25 protein-coding genes are annotated in these 24373 nt (G+C 39.3%); all 25 read left to right on the top strand.

Going from position 1 to position 24373, the window contains the following annotated elements:
- The first annotated feature begins 44 nt into the window (after positions 1–44).
- On the top strand, positions 45–995 hold the full coding sequence (locus BLP50_RS13015) for an ABC transporter ATP-binding protein (RefSeq protein ID WP_090155482.1): 951 nt from the start codon (positions 45–47) through the stop codon (positions 993–995).
- Positions 986–2128 (top strand): ABC transporter permease, encoded by a 1143-nt coding sequence (locus BLP50_RS13010; protein ID WP_090155479.1) that lies wholly within the window; start codon positions 986–988, stop codon positions 2126–2128. Before BLP50_RS13015 ends, BLP50_RS13010 begins: the two co-directional genes overlap by 10 nt.
- Entirely contained in the window at positions 2115–3281 is a 1167-nt protein-coding gene (locus BLP50_RS13005) for an ABC transporter permease (RefSeq protein WP_090155478.1), read from the top strand. Before BLP50_RS13010 ends, BLP50_RS13005 begins: the two co-directional genes overlap by 14 nt.
- Entirely contained in the window at positions 3271–4287 is a 1017-nt protein-coding gene (locus tag BLP50_RS13000) for a sensor histidine kinase (protein WP_090155476.1), read from the top strand. The genes BLP50_RS13005 and BLP50_RS13000 overlap by 11 nt, the downstream gene beginning before the upstream one ends.
- 15 nt (positions 4288–4302) lie before the next feature.
- Complete coding sequence (locus tag BLP50_RS12995; RefSeq protein ID WP_090155474.1) at positions 4303–4938, top strand: response regulator; 636 nt, start codon at positions 4303–4305, stop codon at positions 4936–4938.
- A gap of 121 nt (positions 4939–5059) precedes the next feature.
- Entirely contained in the window at positions 5060–5872 is an 813-nt protein-coding gene (locus tag BLP50_RS12990; protein ID WP_090155472.1) for an SGNH/GDSL hydrolase family protein, read from the top strand.
- 199 nt (positions 5873–6071) lie between these two features.
- The gene (locus BLP50_RS12985) at positions 6072–6812 is read left to right on the top strand and encodes an ABC transporter ATP-binding protein (RefSeq protein ID WP_090155470.1); all 741 of its coding nucleotides are present in this window, start codon (positions 6072–6074) and stop codon (positions 6810–6812) included.
- A complete protein-coding gene (locus tag BLP50_RS12980; RefSeq protein ID WP_090155468.1) occupies positions 6812–7735 on the top strand; it encodes a SufB/SufD family protein in 924 nt (307 codons plus the stop codon). The genes BLP50_RS12985 and BLP50_RS12980 overlap by 1 nt, the downstream gene beginning before the upstream one ends.
- Positions 7736–7868: 133 nt before the next feature.
- Entirely contained in the window at positions 7869–8879 is a 1011-nt protein-coding gene (locus BLP50_RS12975; RefSeq protein ID WP_090155466.1) for a LytS/YhcK type 5TM receptor domain-containing protein, read from the top strand.
- A gap of 122 nt (positions 8880–9001) precedes the next feature.
- Positions 9002–10462 carry a carbon starvation CstA family protein gene (locus tag BLP50_RS12970; protein WP_090155464.1) on the top strand — a complete coding sequence of 487 codons (1461 nt, stop codon included), beginning with the start codon at positions 9002–9004 and terminating at the stop codon, positions 10460–10462.
- A 126-nt stretch (positions 10463–10588) separates the two neighbouring features.
- Entirely contained in the window at positions 10589–10945 is a 357-nt protein-coding gene (locus BLP50_RS12965) for a hypothetical protein (protein WP_090155462.1), read from the top strand.
- 123 nt (positions 10946–11068) lie between these two features.
- Positions 11069–12589, top strand: a complete 1521-nt coding sequence (locus BLP50_RS12960; RefSeq protein ID WP_090155459.1) for a MutS-related protein — start codon at positions 11069–11071, stop codon at positions 12587–12589.
- Positions 12567–13139, top strand: a complete 573-nt coding sequence (locus tag BLP50_RS12955) for a MerR family transcriptional regulator (protein WP_090155456.1) — start codon at positions 12567–12569, stop codon at positions 13137–13139. Before BLP50_RS12960 ends, BLP50_RS12955 begins: the two co-directional genes overlap by 23 nt.
- A 106-nt stretch (positions 13140–13245) precedes the next feature.
- Positions 13246–13794, top strand: a complete 549-nt coding sequence (locus tag BLP50_RS12950; protein WP_090155454.1) for a DJ-1 family glyoxalase III — start codon at positions 13246–13248, stop codon at positions 13792–13794.
- 50 nt (positions 13795–13844) lie between these two features.
- Positions 13845–14309 carry an S-ribosylhomocysteine lyase gene (locus BLP50_RS12945; protein WP_090155452.1) on the top strand — a complete coding sequence of 155 codons (465 nt, stop codon included), beginning with the start codon at positions 13845–13847 and terminating at the stop codon, positions 14307–14309.
- Between the two features lie 38 nt (positions 14310–14347).
- Positions 14348–15034 (top strand): 5'-methylthioadenosine/adenosylhomocysteine nucleosidase, encoded by a 687-nt coding sequence (locus BLP50_RS12940; protein WP_090155449.1) that lies wholly within the window; start codon positions 14348–14350, stop codon positions 15032–15034.
- A 103-nt stretch (positions 15035–15137) separates the two neighbouring features.
- On the top strand, positions 15138–16820 hold the full coding sequence (locus BLP50_RS12935) for a phospho-sugar mutase (RefSeq protein WP_090155448.1): 1683 nt from the start codon (positions 15138–15140) through the stop codon (positions 16818–16820).
- Between the two features lie 130 nt (positions 16821–16950).
- The gene (locus BLP50_RS12930; protein WP_090155446.1) at positions 16951–17319 is read left to right on the top strand and encodes a GntR family transcriptional regulator; all 369 of its coding nucleotides are present in this window, start codon (positions 16951–16953) and stop codon (positions 17317–17319) included.
- Positions 17320–17334: 15 nt separating this feature from the next.
- The gene (locus BLP50_RS12925) at positions 17335–18213 is read left to right on the top strand and encodes an ABC transporter ATP-binding protein (RefSeq protein ID WP_090155444.1); all 879 of its coding nucleotides are present in this window, start codon (positions 17335–17337) and stop codon (positions 18211–18213) included.
- Positions 18213–18860 (top strand): hypothetical protein, encoded by a 648-nt coding sequence (locus tag BLP50_RS12920; protein ID WP_090155442.1) that lies wholly within the window; start codon positions 18213–18215, stop codon positions 18858–18860. The genes BLP50_RS12925 and BLP50_RS12920 overlap by 1 nt, the downstream gene beginning before the upstream one ends.
- 15 nt (positions 18861–18875) lie before the next feature.
- A complete protein-coding gene (locus tag BLP50_RS12915) occupies positions 18876–19544 on the top strand; it encodes a hypothetical protein (protein ID WP_090155439.1) in 669 nt (222 codons plus the stop codon).
- Positions 19545–19624: 80 nt separating this feature from the next.
- Positions 19625–20014, top strand: a complete 390-nt coding sequence (locus BLP50_RS12910; RefSeq protein WP_090155512.1) for a PH domain-containing protein — start codon at positions 19625–19627, stop codon at positions 20012–20014.
- A 5-nt stretch (positions 20015–20019) separates the two neighbouring features.
- Positions 20020–21117: an acyltransferase family protein gene (locus BLP50_RS12905; protein WP_090155438.1), complete on the top strand. Its 1098-nt coding sequence runs from the start codon at positions 20020–20022 to the stop codon at positions 21115–21117.
- Positions 21118–21129: 12 nt separating this feature from the next.
- A complete protein-coding gene (locus BLP50_RS12900) occupies positions 21130–22596 on the top strand; it encodes an MBOAT family O-acyltransferase (RefSeq protein WP_090155436.1) in 1467 nt (488 codons plus the stop codon).
- Positions 22597–22607: 11 nt separating this feature from the next.
- Positions 22608–23900, top strand: coding sequence for an alginate O-acetyltransferase AlgX-related protein (locus BLP50_RS12895; RefSeq protein WP_090155434.1), 1293 nt, complete (start codon positions 22608–22610; stop codon positions 23898–23900).
- Positions 23901–24373: the final 473 nt, after the last annotated feature.

The following is a 24373-nucleotide window of genomic DNA, read 5'->3' as shown; positions in this document are numbered from 1 at the left end:
CTCTAGGAGTTTTAAATGAATCAAATAATCGAGAGGAGAAGATTATGAGTGAGAAGATAGTAAAAATAGAAAACCTAGTAAAAAGATATGGAGATAAGCTGGCAGTTGACCACTTCTCTCTAGAGGTTGAGGAGGGAGAAATCCTTGGACTCCTTGGACCAAACGGTTCCGGAAAAACTACAACAATCAATTGCCTTCTTTCACTTTTAACTTTTGACAAAGGGGAGATAACAATTTTTGGTGAGAAGATGGCACCTGATAAATATGATATCAAATCAAAAATCGGTGTTGTACTTCAGAACGTAGCAGTCATAGATACATTGAATGTATATGAAAATGTTGATTTCTTCTGTGGCCTATACATTACCGACAAGACATTAAGAAAGCAGTATGTTGAGGAAGCACTTGAATTTACAGGACTTACAGAATACAAAAAGTACAAACCAAGGAAGCTTTCCGGAGGTTTACTTAGAAGATTAAATATAGCCTGCGGAATCGCTCACAAGCCAAAGCTTATTATTTTCGACGAGCCTACAGTAGCCGTTGATCCACAAAGTAGAAATGCAATTCTTGAGGGAATCAAAAAGATGAACAAGCAGGGAGCTACAATCATTTACACCTCACATTATATGGAAGAAGTTGAGGAGCTTTGTACACGAGTTGTCATTATGGACCACGGCAAAAATGTTGCAAATGGAACTTCTGCTGAGCTTAAGGCAACGCTTATGAATAGAGAGACAATCAGAATTAGCTTGCCTGGAAAATCAGAGAAAATTATTGAGGGAATTAAAGAAATCAACCATGTATATAAGACAAAGGAAGAGGGAGATGACATTATCATTAATTGCAATGGTGGTGAGCATAATCTGGTACATATTTTAAGCTATCTCACAGACAACAACGTACCATTTGGCCGTGTATCCACAGAGTTACCAACACTTAACGACGTATTCCTTGAAATCACAGGAAAGGAGCTTAGAGACAAATGTTCATAAGAATGTTTTTCTATAAAATAAAAGAGATTTCCAGAAATCGCACATTACTTGGCTGGAATCTGGTTTTTCCACTTGTGCTTTCAACTGCATTTTTTCTTGGATTTGGAAATATGATAAAGGACGACCCGGATACATTTAAAACTATTGAGGTGGGATACGTAAATACGGATGAAGAGAATAGTCCTTTTTCACAGGTGCTAACAAGCCTATCTAAGAAAAATGATGGCATTCAAGTCCTTGAAGTCCATAAATTCAGTGACGTAGAGGATGCAAAATCAGCACTTGATGGGGATGAAGTAGAAGGTATTTATATAGAAGAAAGTGGTGAAGTAAAGACCATCGTACCTGCAAATGGTTTGGTGTCTACCACATTAAATCAGATTGTAAGAGAGTATGAAAATGGCAAGGTTGTAATAGAAAACATAGCAAAGGATCATCCTGAAAACATGATGAAAGCCATTTCAATGATGGAGATTAACAAGTCTGTTTTAAAGGAATACGATTTTGGAACAAATACTTCTCCATACCTGCAATATTATTTTGCACTGATAGCCATGTCATCACTCTTTAGTTCGTGGATAAGTACCAGAATGTTAGAGGGCATGTGTGCAAATCTTTCCGAGAATGGAAAAAGATTTGAATGCGCACCAGTGTATAAGCTTCCATCTATTGTGGCAGGAATTTTAGCAGGTGTTGTTCTACAGGCTATATCAAATGCAATTGTAGTGTTCTATGTAGAAGGTGTTTTAGGAATAGAGTTTGGTATTCCACTTTTAAATATACTTGCAATTACAACACTTGGCAGTGCACTTGGTATTTCATTTGGAGTACTTATAGGTTCTCTTTGTAAGAATCCAAATTTGCTAGTAGCAATTCCACTTTGCTTTTCAATGACATGTTCATTTTTAAGCGGTCTTATGTGGCACCAGATTAGACAGTTAATAGAGTATCACTGTCCAATCATCAACAGAATTAACCCAGCGGCACTTTTGACAGATTGTCTGTATGTGAGAGCTACATACGGAAAGACAGAAGTTTATTACAGAGATATTTTTACAATGCTAATTATTATTGCAGCGTGTTTAATCATAAGTGCAATGTTTTTAAGGAGGAGAAAATATGTCAGTCTTTAAGGCAATAATCAAATCTATCAGATCCAACATAATAAATATAATCGTATATTTCTCCATCTTTGCATTTTTCGGAAATATAACTGCCAGAGCTAATGTGACTACAACGGATACCATGTTTGAAGAGGTGACAATGAAGGTTGCAGTGACAGACTATGACAATTCAAACATCAGTAAGGCGGTGGTGTCATATTTAAAAGACACTCAAAAGGTGGTTGACCCTCAGACTGAGGATACACAGACTATTAATGACAATGTGAGATTTGGAATATATCAGTATGCAATCATAATTCCAGAGGGCTTTGGGGAATCTCTAAAAGCAGGAGATGGTAAAAACGAATTAGAATATATTGCTCCTGGTACATCGGCATCAGAGTACCTTTTGACCCAGAAAATAAACGACTATTTGAATGACATTGTGATTTATATGGAGAATGGGTATACTGAAAATGAAGCTATAGAACTGACTCATCAGCAGATGGTTAAGCTTAATGATACAAAGGCTATTGTCAATGACAAATCCGATGAAAACCACCGTTCATTCTACACCGGAATGTTTACATTTAACGGATATAGCATGATGATGATTCTCTGCATCTGTGTCAGCACAGCGCTTATCAGCTTTACAAAGGACAAGGATGTAAGCAATAGAATTTCTGTCAGCGGAATGACTTTTAAAAAGAGAAATTTTGCTATAATCGGCGCAGTTGCCTTATTTGGATTTGTACTTACCACAGTTGTTATTCTTGTGATTCATTTGGCAAGTGGAGAATATGCTAATGACAAGCTGATTTATTATGCAATTAATGCTTACGTGCTGATGTTTGTAGGACTTGGAGTGGCTTACTTATTTAGCACAATCACCTCAAGTGAGAACCTCATTAATATGCTTTCAAACATGTTTATTATTTCAATGAGTTTCCTCTGTGGCGTGTTTGTTGATATACAGTTCTTGTCAGAATCGATTATAAAGGCTGCTCATTTTCTTCCATTATATTGGTACGTGGCAGCAATTAAATTTATAAATAATACAGCTACAAGCAAAATCCTCTGTAAGCAATTTGGAATGTATTTGTTGATTGAAATTTTATTTGCATTTGCATTTTTTGCAGCAGGAATGATTATCTCAAAGAAAAAGGAACAGTATGCTATTTGATGTAATAGTTCGCTTATTGGCAGCTATCGGATTAACTTTAATTACCAATGCAAAAGGCATTACAACCACTTCGGTTGTAGTGTCTATTTGCATTTTTTTATTTATGGAAGTTAGTCTTTTGTTCAAGAATAAATATATATATATTTGTCTGACTGCAATCCCATTTTTGTATACGGAAATAGCCTTGGCAAAATGGAGTGAAAGCGCTAGCCCTAGCAAGTATCTTATGATGTGGGCAGTTGTGATTCTTGCAGGGTTAACAGGAGTTGCCCTGGTTTTATATAGCAGAATGACTCATTATCAGGAAATGTTAAACAAGACCAAGGATGATAGCAGAGAACTTGAAAATGTTTTGGAAAACAAAAACCGCCGACTTATGATGGAACAGGACCAGCAGGTACATCTGGCTACACTTGCAGAGAGAAATAGAATTGCTAGAGAAATACATGATAATGTAGGACACCTACTTTCACGAGCAATCCTATTACTGGGAGCAATCACTACAGTCAACAAGGACGAAACCCTAGAGCCACAGCTGAAGATGCTGGCAGACACCCTGGATGAATCCATGGCAAAAATGCGCTCTTCAGTTCATGATTTGCATGATGATTCAATTGACTTAAAAAAGAATTTTGAGGAAATAATAGGAGAGTTGAAAAACTTTACCGTAAATACGGATTTAGATTTAGACGAAGCAATTCCTACGAATATAAAATTGTCTTTGATTGGTATTTTAAAAGAGGCAGTGACCAATATTTTAAAGCATTCAAATGGTGATACAGTATCGATAATTATGCAGCAGAATTATAGCTTTTGTACATTGTCGATAACTGACAATGGTACAGTCACTGAAGAGACTAAGAGAAAGCTACAGACAGATGATTACGAGGGAATAGGTCTTAACAACATTAGCAATAGAGCCAGGTCAATAGGTGGCGATGCGTACTTTTATACTGATGAGGGATTTACGGTGTATGCCAGACTACCATTTGGTGGTAAGAATTAATATGTGGGAGAAAATATGGACAAGAAAAGAATTTTACTTATCGACGATGATGAGCTTATAACAATGTCCCTGGAGATGATTATTTCCGCTGAGGAAGATTTTCAAGTGGTGGGCAAAGGAAATAGTGGAAAAGAAGCAGTGAAGCTCTATGATGAGCTGACACCTGATATTTTGCTTATGGACATTCGCATGGCTGATATGAATGGACTGGAGGCAGCAGAGGTGATTCTTGGGAAGCATCCAGATGCCACTATTTTGTTTTTGACAACATTTTCAGATGATGAGTACATAGTAAAGGCTCTCAAGCTTGGAGTTAAGGGATATCTTTTAAAGCAGGATTACAAATCACTACCAGTTGCCTTGCATGCGGCCATTGATGGGCAGAGTGTTTTTGGAGGAGCCATTGTGGACAAGCTTCCTGCATTAATGAATAAAGCTGACAATCCTGGAGGATTTAACTATCAGGAAAAAGATATTACTGAAAAGGAATATGAAGTTATTCAACTAGTGGCGGAGGGATTTTCCAACAAAGAGATTGCCCAAAAGCTCTTTTTATCAGAGGGAACAGTGAGAAACTATCTGTCCACAATCCTTGAAAAACTGGAGCTTAGAGACCGTACACAGCTGGCAATTTTCTATTTGAAAAATTAAAATTTGCATTTTTTATCAAAATGTGTAAAATAATGAAAATAGTTTGCTCGTCACAATTTAGACACAAACTTGTAATAGAATGCAATAGATTTTTGGTTATACACAAGAGGGAACTATTTTTATGTGTAAGAGAATTAAGGGTATTATGGCATTAGCATTGGCATTTGTTTGTTTGATGCCGAGAATGATTGTTAATGCTGAAGAGGCTGCACCTGTTACAGAGGTTGCTCCTGTTACAGAGGTTGCACCAGCAGAGGCAGTTCCAACAGAATATGTTTCACCAGAAGCACAGCTTTACAATCAGACAGCTGCAGAGGTGAGCGTAGCACAGTCTACTAGACAATTGGTTTTAATCGGTGATTCCAGAACAGTGGGTATGAAGAGCGCTGTAGGAAAAAATGGCAATATCTGGTCAGCCAAAATCGGAATGGGATATTCGTGGATGAAGAGCACTGGCGTACCACAGGTAGAGGCCAACATTAATTCCAACACTGACGTAGTTATTCTAATGGGTGTCAACGATGTACGAAGCCTTTCATACACAAGCAAGTACACATCATATATCAATGAAAAGGCAGCTAACTGGACAGCTCTTGGAGCAAGCGTATATTACGTATCAGTTAACCCAATGGCATTTGAGACAAGCTCATATCCAGGAATTACTAATTCAGTAATTGAGTCATGGAACTCAAAAATGAAATCGGGACTTGGAGCCAATGTTACTTACATTGACACATATTCACAGGTCCTTGGCAAGGTTTCATCAAGCGATGGAATTCATTATTCGCGAAGCACTTATAAGACAATTTACAGTCTTATTGGTCAGGGAATCTTAGCTGACAAAACTGAAAAAGCATACGCGGCAGCACTTGCAGCTACACAGCCTACACCTGAGGTTGCTGTAGTACCACAAGAGCCAGTACCAGCGTATTAAAAAGCTAGATTATGCAGGCTACTGAGAAGATTTCTCAGTAGCTTTTTTCTTTGGTCCTTTGTCCTTTTCTTTTGAAAAAATAATGTTATTATAATATAGCAACTTAAAAGACCTAATGTTTATAGGGTAATATCGCTGGCACGATGACCCCTATTTTTTATACTATAGTTTTTTGTTTTTGTTAGAGGAGTAATTAAATATGCTTGAAATCAAGAACCTTACTTATAGGGTCGATGATGAGGGTGATTCTACAAAAGAAATCATCGACGGTCTTGACCTTACGGTAGAAGATGGCAAGTTTATAGTCATCACCGGTCCAAATGGTGGAGGTAAGTCCACATTGGCAAAGCTCATAATGGGCGTTAATCAGTTGACATCTGGCCAGATAATTCTAGATGGTGTGGATATCTCTGAGAAGAATATTACAGAGCGTGCAAAAATGGGAATCAGTTTCGCTTTCCAGGCGCCAGTTCACTTCAAGGGCATTCGTGTAATCGATTTGCTCAGACTTGCAGCAGGCAAGCACATATCGGTTGCAGCAGCATGCGAGTATCTTTCAAAGGTTGGACTTTGCGCTAAGGATTATGTTGAGCGAGAGGTCAATTCTTCACTTTCAGGTGGAGAGCTCAAGAGAATTGAAATCGCCACAGTACTAGCTCGTGGAACAAAGCTTTCTATTTTTGACGAGCCAGAGGCAGGTATCGACCTTTGGAGTTTCCAGAATTTAATAAAAGTATTTGAGAACATGCGCCAGACAATCAACGGAACGATTATCGTTATTTCTCACCAGGAACGTATACTTAACATTGCCGACGAAATCGTAGTTATTGAAAATGGCAAGGTTAAGGCAAAAGGGCCAAAAGATGAGATCCTTCCAGGACTTCTTGGTACATCTGCAGCAGCAAATATTGCCTGCGAGAAGTTAGGAGGTGATCAGTAATGACTCTTGATGCAATTCAGAAGAATATTTTACATGAGGTTGCTGATCTAGATGGCATTCCTCAGGGAGCATACAATATCCGTTCCAATGGTGCCAGCGCCGGCAGAAATACAACTGCCAACATCGACATTGTCACCAAGGAGGACAAGCCAGGCATCGACATCATTATCAAGCCAGGCACAAAGGGCGAGAGCGTTCACATTCCTGTAGTCCTCACAGAGAGTGGACTTAAGGATATGGTATACAACGACTTTTACATCGGAGAAGATGCTGACGTAACTATCGTAGCAGGTTGTGGTATCTCAAACTGTGGCGACCAAGACTCTCAGCATGACGGTATTCATACATTCCATGTTGGCAAAAATGCCAAAATCAAGTACGTGGAAAAGCACTACGGTGAGGGCGACGGCAAGGGAGCCCGTATCCTCAACCCAGTTACCAATGTATATCAGGAAGAGGGCAGCTACGTAGAGATGGAAATGGTACAGATTAAGGGTGTTGACTCTACAATACGTACCAACCTTGCAGAGCTTAAAGAGGGAGCTACTCTCTTAATCCACGAGGCACTTATGACTCACGGCTCACAGTCAGCCACATCTGACTACAAAGTACTGCTCCAGGGTGAAGGCTCTAGCGCTGATGTTGTATCACGTTCAGTTGCCAAGGATGATTCAGAGCAAATCTTTGAAGTATCCATCGAAGGCGACTGCGCATGCAACGGACACGCTGCCTGCGACGCAATCATCATGGGCAACGCACACGTTGTGGCAATACCTAAGCTTGACGCTAAAAATGTTGACGCAGCCCTTATCCACGAGGCAGCCATCGGAAAAATCGCCGGCGACCAGCTAATCAAGCTTATGTCCCTTGGCCTCACCGAAGAAGAAGCGGAGGAGCAGATCGTAGCAGGCTTCCTCAGATAATATAAGTTAATCAGAGAGAGAATCGAGTATTCGGTTCTCTCTTTTTTTGTAATTGGCCCAAGCATAGTAACACACTTTCTTGCAACTTGTGGCATGGGGACGTAAAATTAGATTAGGTAAAAGGGGGTTGTTTATGGAATTATGTTATAACATGGTCATAAATATTGGGCTTTTAGTATTGATAGCTATTACGCTTACAAAGATTCCTCTGGTGGAGCATACGCTGTGCGATGAGGGCGGTCAGGCGACAGTTGGACGGTTTGTGCTTGGTGCAATTTTTGGGGGCTTTTGTATTGTGTCCACATGTACTGGCGGTGTGGTGCAAGGAGCTATTCCAAATACTAGGGTGTTAGGTGTGCTGGCTGGAGGTCTGCTTTGCGGTCCTATTGTGGGGATTACCGCTGGCGTTATTGGAGCGGTGCATAGATTTTTGTTTGATCCTCATGGGGTTACTACATTTGCTTGTGCTTTTTCTACATTGCTAGAAGGTTTTTTTGCAGCGGGGATTTATCAGTTTTTGAAGGAGAAAAATCATACACTGAGATGGACGGAGCTTCTTTTGATTACAGCTGCAGCTGAGGCTGTCCATATGGTGAATTTGTTGATATTTGTTAAGCCTTTTGCATTGGCTGTGGATATCGTAAAGACGTTGACGGTGCCAATGGTTATTATTAATTCCATTGGAATGCTTTTGTTCTTTTCTATTTTTAAGGACGTGTATATGATGCAGATGCTTGAGGCGGACAATGAGCGACTTGAGATACTTAATAACGACTTGATAGAAAAGTCTAAGGCAAAGCCGAAGGTGGGACCTTTTGGGCTGCAGGCTGGCGACCATACAGAGCTGGTTGAGGCAGATAATATTTACTACATAGAGGCAATACATAAGGGAGCGAAGGTTTACTGTAAGGATAAATCGTTTTATAGTAATGAGCCGCTTGTTGAATGGGAAAAGAAATTAGATTCTGGGGATAATACATTTGTGAGAATTCATAGGAGCTATATTGCTAATTTAACTAAGGGTGAGTCCCTGCAGCCAGATGCTAATAATGGATACGCCCTTTGTATGAAGGACGAGAATCACACTATTATTCCTATAAGTAGAAAGGTGATACACGAAATAAGGGATTATTATAGCATGTAAAACAGTCCCCATTTTTAGCATTTGAGTCCGTATGCATTGTTAGAGCTATATATAGATACTATACTCCAAATTAAGAGATGTCCTTAGGAGAGGACAAATAAATGTATTGGGGGTAAATGTATATGATTAGTTTTGTTATTTGCTTGGCGGTACTTATTGGTGGGTATTTCGTCTATGGAAAGGTGGTAGAGAGAATCTACGGTCCAGATGACAGGCAGACACCAGCAGTGCGGATTAATGATGGTGTGGACTTTGTAGTAATGCCGAAATGGAAACTGTTTTTGATTCAACTTCTTAACATCGCAGGACTTGGCCCAATTTACGGTGCCTTGGCCGGAGCACAGTGGGGTACATCAGTATTCTTGTGGATTACCTTAGGTACTATTTTAGCTGGAGGTGTTCATGATTTTTCTGTAGGATTCATGAGCATGCGTCATGACGGTGCCAGCGTATCAGAGCTGACAGGATTGTACCTTGGCAATATCATGAAGACAGTAATGCGTGTGTTTAGCGTAGTTCTTCTTGTTATGGTTGGTACTGTGTTTGCAGTAGGTCCTGCAGGTCTTATTTCTCTTTTAATTGGAAATCAAGGTGGCACAGGCCTTCTTACTAACACATACTTCTGGTTGGCAATTATTTTGATTTACTATTTCATTGCCACATTTATTCCAATCGATAAAATCATCGGAAAGCTTTATCCAGTATTTGGTATCTGTCTTATAGTGATGGCTATAGGCGTTGCTGTAGGTATATTTACACATGGATATACTATTCCAGAGATTCAGTTAGCTAATTTACATCCAGCAAATACACCTATTTGGCCAATGATGTTTGTATCAGTTGCCTGCGGTGCAATTTCAGGATTCCATGCAACTCAGTCACCACTTATGGCCCGTTGCTGTGAGACAGAAAAAGAAAGTCACATGGTATTTTACGGGGCAATGGTAAGCGAAGGAATCATCGCTCTTATTTGGGCTGCAGCAGGTAGTGCTATCTATGCAAAAACAGGTGGCCTTACCACAGGATTGACTGAGATGCTTGCAAATGGTCAGGCTACTTGCGTATATGATATCTGTACAAAGACGATGGGTGGATTTGGAATAGTCCTTGCAATGCTTGGCGTTATTGCATGTCCTATTACATCAGGTGATACAGCATTTAGATCAGCAAGACTTGTAATTGCAGATTGGTTCAAGATTGACCAGAAGCCATATCACAGTCGTCTGTATATTTGTGTTCCACTTCTTGCAGCAGGAGCACTTATTAGTCAGTTAAATTATGGCGTTATTTGGAGATACTTCAGTTGGTCAAATCAGACCCTTGCAATGATAGCTCTTTGGACTGCATCTATGTACTTATATAAAAATGCTAAGAATTATTGGCTCACTGCAGTTCCAGCTACATTTATGTCGGCGGTTTCAGTAACATATTTCTTCTGCGCACCAGAGTGTTTGAATCTTGCAACGACAGTGGCATATCCAGTAGGAATAATTGCAGCAGCTGTTTTCCTTGGATTATTTATTAGAGCAACTCAAAAGCAGCATGATGCTGTTCCACACATGAAGATGATGCATCATGTATAATATGAAAAAGTAGGGCAAAAAAGGTCGAAAAATCAATCTTTGAGTATCACTGAAAAATTTGTGATTTTAGTCCATATCTGAGACGAATGTGTTATTATATATTTACACTTTCGATGGAGGTAGGATATGGCTATAGCACCAATTAGCGGATTAACTACATATAGTCCAGTAGCTAGTGTTCAGCCTATGAACTATGCAGTTGAAAATGCAGCAGGATTTTCTGATGTATATAACACTGAATCTGTTAAGGGCGGTGCAGCTGTTACAGGTACAGCTCCAGTTCAGTACCCTAATGCTAGGGTAGAGGAGCCAGAGGAGAGTAGACCTGTCGATTCTACAGCTATACTTGAGGAGAAGAAAAAGACAGCTAGCCAGTTCAATGACATAGCAGCTAAGTTTTCTTCCATCAAGACCAGCTACAATAACTCAGGTGTAGGTAATTCCTACGGAATGATTGGCAGCAGAATAGATGCATTCGCATAATTGAATATGTATTTTAGGCCATGGCGTTGTCCATGGCCTTTTTTATTGGATTTTTTTAAATAAATCATTGACTCTAAACCTGGTTCATACTTTAAAATCCCTGACAAACAGGAGGTATAAAGTATGAAAGAATTCTATTATGACGCAAAAGATAGGATGAATCTGGTGAGAAGAATGCACGAGAAAATGAGCACAGGAAAGGTAGATGATATTACTTGGAATGATTTAGAGATGGACCAGGTGTTTCTTGAGGTTAATCATGGAGAATGTTTTTTAGGAGAACAGTATCTGTATCACATGCTGCATTGCTCAGATGATAATATTCCAGAAGATTTAATAGAAGAATTTGAAGAAGAGAGCAAACTGAAAACATCTATAAAGGATAGGATAAAGAAAATAGGCAAGATGACAGAAAGCTATTACCTATATGAACTACTTAAGGACAGCGACATGCTACTTATAGATAATGGATGGCTTATTAATTTACTTCAAATAACACTTGTAATTTTGGGAATTATGGCTATTGTGACCCAAAATCCATTTTTTATAGCAGCCTTAGTGGGGAATGGCCTTATAAATCTTACAATATATTTATTTGTAAAGAGAAAGTATGAGATATTTATCAATACAATGATGTCATTTAAGGAAATATATGATATGGCAGGCTGGCTTATAAAAAATGATTCATTAAAGAAATATATTTCTGATGAGGAGAGAAGGGCTTACAGAAATCTTAAGAATCTAAGCAGAATGATGGTAGGTGTAATTAGTAGAAAAAGAGCTAGCTTTACGGGGGATGCGATTACCACGCTAGTTGAATACATTTACGCAGTGCTGCTCTATGATATAGCTATTTACAATCTTGTCATGAAGGGAATATATAAAAAGGAGAAGGATGTTCTACTTCTTTTGACCATGATAGGAAGGATAGATTGTGCTATGAATATAGCGGAATATAGAGGTCGTATAGATAAATGGTGCACTCCAGAGTTTTCTGATAGCCAGCTAAAAATGGAAGGCTTAGTACATCCCCTTATAGAAAACCCAGTAGAAAATGATTTTTCCATTGATAATAAAGTTATAATCACCGGTCCTAATGCAGCAGGGAAATCCACATTTATAAAGGCGTTAGCTATATGTGCTATTCTTGCTCAATCTATAAATACAGTTACAGCAACTAGGTTTATCCTACCTAAAATGACAGTCATGACATGCATGGCCCTTAGGGATGATGTGATATCCCATGAGAGCTATTACTACAGGGAGGCCAATTATATAAAGCGTATTTTGGAAGAGGTAAGTGAATCAAAAGAAAAGCTATTTATTGTGATAGATGAGATTTTAAAGGGAACTAATACTACGGAGCGAGTAGCAGCCTCAAAGGCAATACTTAATTATCTGGAGGATAAGGATGTTTATGTGATTATAGCCACCCACGATATGGAACTTACATCCCAAAAAGGATATGTTAATTTTCATTTTGACAGTCAAATATTAGAAAACGAGATAGTTTTTGATTACAAGATTCATGAAGGGGTAAGCAGTAGTAAAAATGCTATTGCACTGTTAGAATATTTACAGTATCCAAAGGAAATCATTACAAATGCAAGGAGTTACTTAAATGAAAATAGGAGAAGTATCTGAAACTTTAGGCATTTCTGTCAGCAATATAAGATTTTACGAGAAGAAGGGACTGATAGGACCTGATAGAGATAAGGAAAGCAAATACAGGAATTATAGTGAAGAGGATATTAATGAACTTAAACAGATAATAGTTCTCAGGAAGATGGGGGTAACCATAGAGACTATTACTGAAATTTTGAAAAACAATACTAGTATTTCGGATGCCATAAACGGCCAGCTTGAGGCACTTAGTGAAGAGGAAAAGAGAATTAAAGCTTCAAAGGACTTGTGTAAGAAGGCAATGTCAGAGGTAAAGGATAATCCTAAGGAATTGGTATATCTTTTTGACTATGTGGGCGAAGAGGAAAGCCATGGTGTGAAATTCCCTGTAATAGACGAGCTTGTTGATGGAGTAGCTAAATATGTTGATGTGGACGGACTGATACTATCTCTTCCATTTGGTGGATATTTGTATACAAACACCCGCTTTAAAAGAATAGTCACTACAGCAATTGCTCTTTGGTTCTTAATTTTTATTGGTTTGGTGATATATTTAGTCATTACTCGATAATAGTTATTGAGAAAGAAATAGGCATAAAGATTGGCGAAAGTGTTTGTTTAATGCATAAATACTATATATAATAGACCTATGAGATTTTTGTAGACGGGAGGTAGCTATGAGTAAAGTATTGATTTTTATGGCAGAGGGCCACGAGGAAATCGAAGCCCTTACAGTTGTTGATTTACTTAGACGTGCAGGAATTGAAATAGAGATGGTATCTATCACTGGCAACAAGAGGGTACCAGGCAGTCATGGTATTATGACAGTCTGCGACAAGCTTATTGAGCAGGTTAATTTTGATAGTGCAGATATGCTTGTGCTTCCAGGCGGTATGCCAGGCACACTTAACTTAGAGCTATGTGAGCCACTTATGGATCAGGTTCATGGCTTTAATACTTCAAAAAAGGGACTTGCTGCTATTTGCGCAGCCCCAACAGTATTTGGCAAGGCTGGATTGCTTAAGGGCAAGAAGGCTACATGCTATCCAGGAATGGAGGGTGATTTGCTAGGTGCCAATGTATCTACGGATGCAGTTTGTCACGATGGCAATATCATCACAAGCCGCGGACTTGGAACAGCTATACCATTTGCCCTTGAGATTATTAAGACATTCCAGGGTGATGCAGCAGCAGACAAGATAGCAAAGTCTGTAGTATACAAATAATAGAATAAAGCCTTTATAATATGGGCGCTACATTAGAAAGAGGACATAAGATGGAAAAAATTAAAAGCTTTACAATTGACCACAATGTACTTACACCAGGATTTTACATTTCACGAGTAGATGATGGAGATATCATCACTTATGATCTTCGTACTAGAAAGCCTAATGCTGGGGATTATATGGACAATGCAACGATGCATTCTGTTGAGCATATGATTGCCACATATATTCGAAACTCTGAGATTGCAGATCATGTAATCTATTTTGGACCAATGGGATGTCAGACAGGTTTTTACCTTGTTGTTAAGGGTGTAGATTCTGTTAAGACATTTGAGGTTGTTAAGAAAGTATTTAAGCAGACAGTTGACCATGAGGGGGATGTGTTTGGCAAGTCAGCTATCGAGTGCGGTCACTATGAGAACTTGGACATCAATCTTGCTAAGACTGAGTGTGCTAAGTACCTTGAGGTTCTTAACTCATGGACCAATATGGAGTTTTCATACCCAACAAAATAATATCAAGATAATATTAATCGCTGTAAAGGAGAGCTTATATGAAATTAGGAATTATTGGCGCTATGCAGATTGAGATTGAGAACCTTAAGCCATCTATTAAGGGGGCCAAGGTAGAAGTTATCAGTGGCATAGAGTTTATATCTGGCAAAATCGATGGCATCGATGTAGTTGCTGCAGTTAGCGGCATTGGCAAGGTATTTGCAGCAGTATGTACTGAGATAATGATTCTCCATTTTGGAGTTGAGAAGGTTATCAATATCGGCGTTGCAGGTTCACTTGTAAAGGACCTTAAGGTTCTTAACGTGGCAGTTGCAGAGTCAGCAGTACAGCACGATATGAACACAACAGCTATTGGAGATCCAGCAGGTCTTGTATCGGGAATCAACGTTATTAATTTCGATACTGATCCAGAGCTTAGAAATGTAGTTGTAGATGTTCTTAAGGCTAGAGAGATTCCTTATGAGACAGGAGTTATTGCATCTGGCGATTTATTTGTTGATACAGATAGACAGCGCCAAAACATCCACTTAAAATTTAATGCTATTGCAGCAGATATGGAAGGCGGTGCTATCGCCCATGTTTGCTACATTAACAACATTCCATTTGCACTTATTCGTTCAATCTCTGATGCAGATGGCAGTGCTATGGATTACAATACATTTGCAGGTAAGGCGGCAGAACAGTCTATTGCAATCGTACTTGATGTAATTAAAAAGCTTAAATAGATTAATGGCCACCTTTTATAGGTGGCTATTATTGATTTGACATGCCTAACTTAAAAACTTAAAATTAAAGAGGTTTTAAGTATATATACAAGGAGACGAAAATATGTATATGAAGGAATATGAGCGTTGGCTTGCAGCAGACTTAGAGGATTGCGATCTTAAGCCAGAGCTTTCTAAGATTGGCGGGAATGAAGAAGAAATAAAAGATAGATTTGCTGTTGCACTTGCATTTGGTACAGCAGGACTTCGTGGTGTGCTTGGAGCAGGTACTAACAGAATGAATATTTACGTAGTTCGTCAGGCTACACAGGGACTTGCTAACTGGGTTAAGACTCAGGGTGGCAATCAGACAGTTGCTATCAGCTATGATAGCCGTCTTAAGAGTGATGTATTTGCTAAGGAGGCAGCAGGTGTACTTGCAGCCAATGGCATCAATGTACGTATTTACGATGCACTTATGCCAGTTCCAGCACTTTCATTTGCTACCAGATATTACAATTGTAATGCAGGTATCATGGTGACAGCATCACACAACCCTGCTAAGTACAATGGTTACAAGGCATATGGTCCAGATGGATGTCAGATGACTGATGATGCAGCAGCTATTGTTTATGCTGAGATTCAAAAGACAGATGTACTTACAGGTGCAAAGGTCATTTCATTTGCAGAGGGTGTTGAAAAGGGACTTATCAAGTTCGTAGGCAATGATTGCAAGGATGCATTCTATGCAGCTATTGAGGAGCGTCAGGTTCGCCCAGGCCTTTGCAAGACAGCAGGACTCAAGCTTGTATACAGCCCACTTAATGGCTCAGGCTTAGTTCCAGTTACACGTGTGCTTAACGACATTGGTATTACTGATATTACAATAGTTCCAGAGCAGGAGTATCCTAATGGTTACTTCACTACATGTAGCTATCCAAACCCTGAGATTTTTGACGCACTTAAGCTTGGTCTTGAGCTTGCAGAAAAAGAGGGGGCAGACCTTATGCTTGCAACCGACCCAGATGCAGACAGAGTTGGTATCGCTATGAAGTGTCCAGATGGAAGCTATGAGCTTGTTTCTGGTAATGAAGTAGGTGTACTTCTTCTTGATTACATTGCAGCAGGTCGTATTGAAAAGGGCACTATGCCTAAGAACCCAGTTGCAGTTAAGTCAATTGTTTCTACTCCACTTGCTGATGCTGTAGCAGAGCACTATGGTGTAGAGCTTCGTTCAGTTCTTACTGGATTTAAGTGGATTGGTGACCAGATTGCAGGTCTTGAAGCAGATGGTCAGGTAGATAGATTTATATTCGGATTTGAGGAATCATACGGATATCTTGCAGGCCCATATGTACGTGATAAGGATGCTGTTATCGGCTCTATGCTTATCTGTGAGATGGCAGCTTACTATCGCAGCATCGGTAGCTCACTTAAGCAGCGCCTTGAGGAGATTTATGCTGAGTATGGCCGTTACCTCAACAAGGTAGATTCCTTTGAGTTCCCTGGACTTTCTGGAATGGATACAATGGCAGGTATCATGAGCTCACTTCGTGAGAAGCCACCAGTTGACTTTGCTGGAATCAAGATTTCAAAGGTTACAGATTACAAGAACACAGCTGAGACAGGCCTTCCATCAGCCAATGTACTTATCTACAGCTTGGAGAATGGATGTACAGTAGTAGTTCGTCCTTCAGGTACAGAGCCTAAGATCAAGACATACTTTACTACAAAGGGTAAGGACCTTGATGAGGCACAGGCAATGAAAGAAAAGCTTGCTGATGCTTTAAAGCCAATATTTAAGTAATACAAAATATAGTTTATTGATAGACTCCTGCGAAATGCAGGAGTCTTTTTTAGTTTGTTTGACAAAAAGGTATTTTAGTGCTATGGTTAATTACACAAGTAATTAACCAACTTACTCAGGAGGTGATTAGGTGCAAGGAAATCTTGGGGAAGATAAATCCATTTATATCCAAATCAGTGAAATGATAGAGGATGAAATATTAAGGGACATTTTAAGAGAAGAAGAGCAGGTGCCCAGCACAACAGAGCTTTCTAAGTTCTATAAGATTAATCCGGCCACTGCGGCAAAGGGGATCAATATTCTAGTGGACAAGGACATATTATACAAGAAGCGAGGTATAGGTATGTTTGTAAAGGATGGAGCAAAGAACAGCATTCAGGAGACTAGAAGAAATAGTTTCTATGAGAATTATGTAAAGGCTATTATCAGTGAAGCCAAATTAATAGGCATCAGCAAAGAAGAACTTAAAAAGATGATTGATAGTAATTTAGATATGTAGGAAAAAGGAGGAAATATGGCAACATTATCGGGAAGAAATATTGTAAAAAAATATGGCAAAGACACAGTTCTTAAAAATGTAAATATTGATATCGAGACAGGAAAGATTTACGGATTGATAGGTAGAAATGGAGCAGGTAAGACAACTCTTTTATCTATTCTTACAGCTCAGAATCCTGCTACAGAGGGTGAGATTACACTTGATGGTCAGCCAGTATGGGAGAACGAGGCATCTCTTTCTAGAATATGTTATTCGAGGGAGATTTCACCAGTTACTTTATTTGGTCCTAATACACTTAAGGTAAAGGACTATTTAAAGCTTGGTAAGACATTTTATAAGAACTGGGACCAGGAATATGCAGATGAGCTTATTAAGATGTTCAATCTCAATGTTAAAAAGAGAGTGCACAAGCTTTCAAAGGGAATGCTTTCTGCAGTAACTATTATTCTCGCCCTTGCAAGCAAGGCTGAGATTACAATTTTAGATGAGCCAGTAGCAGGACTTGATGTAATTGCAAGAGAGCAGTTTTACAAGCTTGTTATTGAAGAATACGCTAACACAGGTCGCACATTTATTATCAGTACCCATATCATCGAGGAGGCAGCTTCTTTATTTGAAAAGGTAATAATGATAGATAATGGTGAGATTGTACTTGAGGAAAATACAGATGACCTTTTGGCTAGAGCATATAGAGTTAGCGGTGAGGATGTTCAGGTTGATGAGGCAGTTAATGGCTTCAAGGTATATCATCCAGAATCAGTAGGACGCAACAAGGCTGTTACAGTACTTGCGGATGCACCAGTTGACGGTTTCTCTGATTCTGTACAGGTTGAGCCAGTATCCCTTCAGAATCTTTTCTATGCCATGTGTGTAGATGGCAGAAAGGAGGCATAATGAGTTTAGCAGCTAGATCTTTAACATATTATTTAAAAACAAGTGTCCAGTACATTGGATATTCAATTGCTATATCAGCGTTGATTTTTGTGGAGTTTTTATTTATCCATTCAGGTGAGGTTGACGCTTTTGGAATAGCATTTAGGATGGCGGTGTCGATTTTGGCCTTGTTTATAGCAATGTTAAATCCAATGTACGCTCTCTATAGTCCAAACTGGTACGATGGCAATGTACTTTCCATGGGAGGCAGAAGAAAAGATATTTTCTGGGGTTCGATAGTAAAAGAAATCCTTTTCATATTAATGGGATTGATAATTGTCAGTGTAATATACTCAATATACGGAACACCAGAGATGATTCCTGCGGCAGTTTATTTGATGTTTGGTTCGTTACCATTCACAGGGCTGGCACGAATAATCGGTCATAAGATTAGAAAGAATGGTAGGATTGCTGTTATTGCTATTGCTATAGTGGCAGGATTATCAGCGGCAGCAGTCAGCATGATTTCTAATTCTGGATTATATGTATTTGATTTTCTCCCAGAGGGTGGCCTTTCAATGCTGCTTTATGTACTTATAGCTTTAGGAATATATGCGGTGTTACAAATTTTTGTTTATAGAATGTGTAGCAAGGCAATGGTTCGATAATAGATGGGAGGAAATATGGGACAAAAGTTTAAAGCAATGTTTGAAGTGAGAAGGGATAGCATTTTGCTTAGTTATGGGATATTTCTAATTGCTATGGTATTTGGAATCATCCTATGCTTCTTTACAATGGACGGAAAAGATTTTGATTCCATTAGATATGCTGCAGTCATTGGAGGCGCGTCTATTTACTTTTCCATAAGTTTATTTTTTAAGATTGTGTATTATTCAATGGAAGTTCAAAGAGCAGTATTATTTGGAATGACCAGAAGAGATACGTTTATCTTTGAAAAAATAATAGATTTCATAGAGATAGCAACCTTAGCAGTAGTATGTGCTGTATTATTGCCAGGAGGAAAGTATCTTTTGGTATTTAAATTGGCAGTGCTTACATTTGCATTTTTCTCTTGGCTTGAGGCCATCTGTGGAAATCTGGTTATAAAATTTGGCAAAACAGGTTATTGGGTTTGCTATATAGGAATATTTGTTGTATTTCTAGGATTACCAAAGCTTATACAATTTGTACCTGCAGTGAGAAACGTACTTGGTAAGATAGCAGAAGGAATGGTTTTTTCTAATAAAAGCCAAGGAGCATACTGGGGAGCTATGGCTGGTGTGATTGCCTTAGCATTAATTGTACATTGGATTCTTTTTAGAAAAATTTCAGTTAGTTCATTAGCTGAATAATTTTAGAGGCCTTAGGGCCTCTTCTTTTTACTTTATGGGGCAAAATGGTTATAATGAATACATATAAGAAGGAGGATGTTATGGCTAATATATTATGGCAGGATAGAAAAAGATATTTTGGTCTTCCACTTAGCTTTACAAAATATAGCTTAAGTGATGATAGACTTTTTGTAGAGACAGGACTTTTAAATCTCGAACAGAACGAGGTGAGATTATATAGAATTCTGGATTTACAGCTTAAGAGAAGCCTTGGACAGAGAATTTTTGGTGTGGGTTCAATTATCGTTACATCATCTGATAAGAGCCTTGGTAAGTTTGAGATTAGAAACATAAAGGATTCGTCAAATGTTAAGGAGAAGCTATCTACTCTTGTAGAACAGCAGAGAGAGGCAAAGCGTGTTGTAGGTAGAGAGTTCATGGGCGGCGCTGACGACATGGACGATGATGATTTACATGACGGAGTTTTATAAGAATAATGAATAATACAAAGAAAAATGGACGGGTGGAGTTATTACGTTTGATTTTTGCTTTGGGGATTCTTTTCTTTCATATTAGCAAGCGATTTGTAGATGATAGTATTATCCCAATAGGTAATACGGATTTTAATTTCTTCTCCAGAGGATATATAGGTGTGGAGTTCTTCTTTATAGTCTCTGGATATTTACTTGCTTCTTCGGCATATGCCAAGAATTCTAAGGGTGAACCTGAGCTGATTGGTTCAGAGACAGCCCTTATGATGAAGAAAAAGTTTTGGAATATTTTTCCATATCATCTATTTGCGACAATGCTTACTATTATCGTAAATGCGTATTTTTTGGAAAAGACCATGGTAGACAGATGGTATTACCTGGTGGATTCCTGGGCATCTATTTTCTTTTTACAGGTATTTGGTTTCGATAGCACATGGGTAAACAAGCTTACATGGTATATTGATGTATGGCTCATGGTTACTTTTATCTTCTACCCATTCCTTAGAAAACACTATGATATTTTTGTAAAGATAATTTGTCCGCTGTTGGCGCTATTTGTCCTTGGATACATGGCCCATGAGTATGACGGCATAGCAGGAATAGATGGTTGGACAGGCATGTTTTACAAGTGCTTCTTGAGAGGTCTTTCTGAGATGGCTCTCGGTTGTTGTACATACAGTCTGACTAGACAGTTCAACAAATATAATTTTACAAAGTTTGGTAAATTTATTTTGGGCGTACTTGAGGTATTATGCTATCTAATAGTATTTAGATATGCGTGCACTGAGGTGGATGCTAAGTACAGTTTCCCAGTTATTTTTGTGATGTGGATAGGACTTATACTTACATTTTCTGATATCAATCCATGTCATGAGATTTTTGACAAGCCAATTTTTGCAAAGTTTGGCAAAATCAGTTTGTTGATTTACTTAAATCAGTTCTATGCAATCAGATTTGTGCAGGAGGTATTTTCAGGAATTAGTCTTACTGGAAAGGTAGTTCTATGCACAGTGATTACAATCATAGGTGCGCAAGTTTGTGGATTTGTGATTGATGGAATTAAAAAGTTACACCTAATAAACAAACTCATTATCAGAAATTAAAGGGAGAATGGTTTGGTTTTTAGTTCATTGATATTTTGCACTATTTTTCTCCCAGTATGTCTTCTTTTCTACTACGGTATACCAAAGATGACATTCTGCGGAGCTCAGCGCAAAATAATCGTATCTAATTATATACTTCTAGGCTTTAGTCTGTTGTTCTACGCCTTCGGTGGAGTGAAATATCTGCTTCTTATTGGGGCAGTTATTTTGATTAACTGGACCGCAGGTTTTTTGTGCTCTGCTTCCCGACATGGGATTGTTGTCCGTAGGATTGGTCTGATTTTTGCAATCCTATGTGATTTGGGAGCACTTTTTTTCTTTAAATATTTCAATCTTTTTATTGCGGTAATTGAAAACATTTTCTTTGGTGGGAAGCTTTCTCTCGGAGAAAAAATCAGTGGTATTTTTTCTGGTGTGGGCACTGGAGCCCTTGGAATAGGAGAAATAGTACTTCCTGTTGGTATTTCATTTTTTACTTTTCAGGCTCTATCATACGTTATAGATGTGTACAGTGATAATGCAGAAATCCAGAGCAATCTATTTTATTTTGCCTTATATATTGTCTGCTTTCCACAGCTTATAGCAGGTCCGATTATCCACTACAAGGATGTGGCAGGCCAGCTGACAGATAGAGTGGTTAGCTCCTCTGGGTTTGCTGAGGGAATCAAGAGATTCTGTTTTGGTCTAGGCAAAAAGGTACTTATTGCAAATACACTTGCCGTGATAGTAGATAGAATTTGGCAGACAGATTTGAGTGATCTGGATGCTACAACAGCCTGGCTTGGGGCAATCTGCTACACATTCCAGATATACTATGATTTCAGCGGCTACTCAGATATGGCTATTGGCCTTGGTAAAATGTTTGGATTCGACTTCAAGGAAAACTTTAATCATCCATATCGTTCAGAGTCCATTAGAGAATTCTGGAGACGCTGGCACATTTCTCTTTCCAGCTGGTTTAGAGATTATGTCTACATTCCACTTGGAGGCAGTCGATGCAGCCTAAAGAAAACTTGTGGAAATATATTCTTAGTATTTCTTTTGACAGGAATATGGCATGGAGCCAATTTTACCTTCCTTGTATGGGGCCTAGTTTACGGATTGCTCTTGATTTTTGAGCGTCTATGGTTTGGAAAAATACTTGAGAAAAATCCTATTAAATGTTTTAATCGAATCCTGATTTTTGTAATCGTAACAATCCTATGGGTTGTATTTAGAGCAAACACAATAATGGATGCAGGCATCTACATTTCTAGAATGTTTGCAGGTGGAATAAAGCTATTAAATCTATTTAACTATCTATCTGGAATCAGCGTGATAGCAATAATATTTGCTATGCTCTGCGCCGGATTTGTACAGGCTCACATGAGTGTGAAGGCAGTAAAGGGAAACGCCCTGGTATGTCTTGCAATCCTTGTATTAAGCCTGATTTTTATGGTTAACGGAACCTACAATCCATTTATTTATTATCAGTTTTAGGAAGGGGCAAAATGAATTTTACAACTATCAAAAATAAAATATTCATATTTGTCTTTCTAGGAATCCTGGTGTTCCCGTGGGTGGGAGGAGGACTCCTTAGACTATTTGCGCCTTCAGTTTTTGAGAAGCTCTCTATAGTGGAGACGGAGAAGCGCCAGCTGCAGGAAATTAATGCTGAGGAGCTTATGGACACCGGAGAAAGCCTCTCTGGCTATATCGATGACCGCATCCCTTTTAGATACTCCATGATTTCCTGGTACAAGCAAATGAATGACGCGGCAGATGAGAAATACCAGATAGCCGCTTCGAAAATAGGCCAAGCCATCTATCAGCCTGTGGAGCCGTCTCCTGTGGTAGCTGATGTACCAGAGGAAGTACCGGTTCAGGAAAATGCACCAGTCACTGAATTCATACCGGAGGTAGAGGAGCCTGTTCAGGAGGACCCCAACTTTTATCCTCTAGCTGTATATCAGGATGTAATTATAGGTCGAGAAGGATGGTTATTCTTATACGGAGAAAACGAAATAGAATGCTACCAGGGCTCCAACCTACTTACTGACGAAGCTATGGCAAGCTATGCTTCAAAGTTAAATGAGCTTCAGACTATCTGCAACGCCAAAGGCAAGCAGCTATATATTTTCATAGCGCCAAACAAATCCCAGGTATTTAGCAAATACATGCCTACGGTGGAAATCGTAAATACGTATAAAAGGGAGCAGCGACTACATGCATACATAGCAGAGAATTGCTCCACACCATTTATTTACCCACTGACAGAATGCCTAGGGGCAGCCTCAGCCTATCAGACATACTACAAGTACGACAGCCATTGGAATCACTTTGGAGCCCTCTACGGCACCAATGCACTATATGCAGCCATGGGCGTAGAACAAACGGACCCAACCCAGTGGATAGTAGGCACAGGGGACGCCGAGAAATACGAGCTTTACACCTACATGGGTATGACCGACGACAGTATCACCCATGACGACACCGAATACATAATGGACTACCGCCCAGAGATAACAGTAAATGGACTAAACCTTGACGCCATGGTTTGCCGCACCACCAGCGACGGTGCCAACCAGAGCAAGCTATGCCTCATCGGAGACAGCTTCCGTGTAAACATGATGCCGTACCTATCCAAGGACTTTACCTCATGCACCTTCGCACACCGCGACTACATGACTAGCGTCAAAGCCGACATCAAGGCCGCGGACATCATCGTCATCGAGGCCGTGGAACGCTACGACTACGAGGCCTTTGCCACCGTCCAGCGCACCATCAATATCCTATCTAAGTAAATTCAGCCCCACTTACCTGTGGGGCTTTTTGCTGCCCTTCTGTAAGAATGCTAGGCCGCACCCCTGCCACCTGGCCCCGCCCGCCACCACCCTGCGCGGTAACTTTGCAAGAATATTATGTTTTTCATATATGCAAAGTTCACATCTTTTATAGGCATGTGTCTTTTTCAAGCCTCCACAGTTTTCAAAAAAGTAGCTACTGTGCGGACACACTAACAAACATAGATGGCAGTTTAAGAAATGGTTCTGAGGGTGTTATGGGCGATTTTGGAATGAACTTAGAAAAATATAAAGCAGGTTTTGTAATATATTTGCAGCTGCCGCTAGGATGGCGGCAGCAGTGGTCACGCTGAGACACGATGTCGAATGTGCCACGGTGCATATATATACAAAACCTGCTTTTTAATTTTTCTTAGTGAATGTATCATGAGCCCATAACACCCTCTTAAGAATCATTTTATACAACTGCCATT

This window comes from Pseudobutyrivibrio sp. AR14 (assembly GCF_900101325.1).
In the GTDB taxonomy this organism is placed as follows: Bacteria; Bacillota; Clostridia; order Lachnospirales; family Lachnospiraceae; genus Pseudobutyrivibrio.
The sequence above is the reverse complement of the archived record's forward strand: the minus strand, read 5'-3'. Positions and strand labels throughout refer to the sequence as shown.

Bases quoted from the DNA above. Each gene is read 5' to 3' on its own strand.
- BLP50_RS12915 (WP_090155439.1), top strand. From the start codon at position 18,876: ATGGGACAAAAGTTTAAAGCAATGTTTGAAGTGAGAAGGGATAGCATT.
- BLP50_RS12905 (WP_090155438.1), top strand. From the start codon at position 20,020: ATGAATAATACAAAGAAAAATGGACGGGTGGAGTTATTACGTTTGATT.
- BLP50_RS12895 (WP_090155434.1), top strand. From the start codon at position 22,608: ATGAATTTTACAACTATCAAAAATAAAATATTCATATTTGTCTTTCTA.
- BLP50_RS12940 (WP_090155449.1), top strand. From the start codon at position 14,348: ATGAAATTAGGAATTATTGGCGCTATGCAGATTGAGATTGAGAACCTT.
- BLP50_RS12990 (WP_090155472.1), top strand. From the start codon at position 5,060: ATGTGTAAGAGAATTAAGGGTATTATGGCATTAGCATTGGCATTTGTT.
- BLP50_RS12970 (WP_090155464.1), top strand. From the start codon at position 9,002: ATGATTAGTTTTGTTATTTGCTTGGCGGTACTTATTGGTGGGTATTTC.
- BLP50_RS13005 (WP_090155478.1), top strand. From the start codon at position 2,115: ATGTCAGTCTTTAAGGCAATAATCAAATCTATCAGATCCAACATAATA.
- BLP50_RS12950 (WP_090155454.1), top strand. From the start codon at position 13,246: ATGAGTAAAGTATTGATTTTTATGGCAGAGGGCCACGAGGAAATCGAA.
- BLP50_RS12980 (WP_090155468.1), top strand. From the start codon at position 6,812: ATGACTCTTGATGCAATTCAGAAGAATATTTTACATGAGGTTGCTGAT.
- BLP50_RS12955 (WP_090155456.1), top strand. From the start codon at position 12,567: ATGAAAATAGGAGAAGTATCTGAAACTTTAGGCATTTCTGTCAGCAAT.
- BLP50_RS12960 (WP_090155459.1), top strand. From the start codon at position 11,069: ATGAAAGAATTCTATTATGACGCAAAAGATAGGATGAATCTGGTGAGA.
- BLP50_RS12965 (WP_090155462.1), top strand. From the start codon at position 10,589: ATGGCTATAGCACCAATTAGCGGATTAACTACATATAGTCCAGTAGCT.
- BLP50_RS12985 (WP_090155470.1), top strand. From the start codon at position 6,072: ATGCTTGAAATCAAGAACCTTACTTATAGGGTCGATGATGAGGGTGAT.
- BLP50_RS13010 (WP_090155479.1), top strand. From the start codon at position 986: ATGTTCATAAGAATGTTTTTCTATAAAATAAAAGAGATTTCCAGAAAT.
- BLP50_RS12935 (WP_090155448.1), top strand. From the start codon at position 15,138: ATGTATATGAAGGAATATGAGCGTTGGCTTGCAGCAGACTTAGAGGAT.
- BLP50_RS13000 (WP_090155476.1), top strand. From the start codon at position 3,271: ATGCTATTTGATGTAATAGTTCGCTTATTGGCAGCTATCGGATTAACT.
- BLP50_RS13015 (WP_090155482.1), top strand. From the start codon at position 45: ATGAGTGAGAAGATAGTAAAAATAGAAAACCTAGTAAAAAGATATGGA.
- BLP50_RS12945 (WP_090155452.1), top strand. From the start codon at position 13,845: ATGGAAAAAATTAAAAGCTTTACAATTGACCACAATGTACTTACACCA.
- BLP50_RS12920 (WP_090155442.1), top strand. From the start codon at position 18,213: ATGAGTTTAGCAGCTAGATCTTTAACATATTATTTAAAAACAAGTGTC.
- BLP50_RS12925 (WP_090155444.1), top strand. From the start codon at position 17,335: ATGGCAACATTATCGGGAAGAAATATTGTAAAAAAATATGGCAAAGAC.
- BLP50_RS12975 (WP_090155466.1), top strand. From the start codon at position 7,869: ATGGAATTATGTTATAACATGGTCATAAATATTGGGCTTTTAGTATTG.
- BLP50_RS12910 (WP_090155512.1), top strand. From the start codon at position 19,625: ATGGCTAATATATTATGGCAGGATAGAAAAAGATATTTTGGTCTTCCA.
- BLP50_RS12995 (WP_090155474.1), top strand. From the start codon at position 4,303: ATGGACAAGAAAAGAATTTTACTTATCGACGATGATGAGCTTATAACA.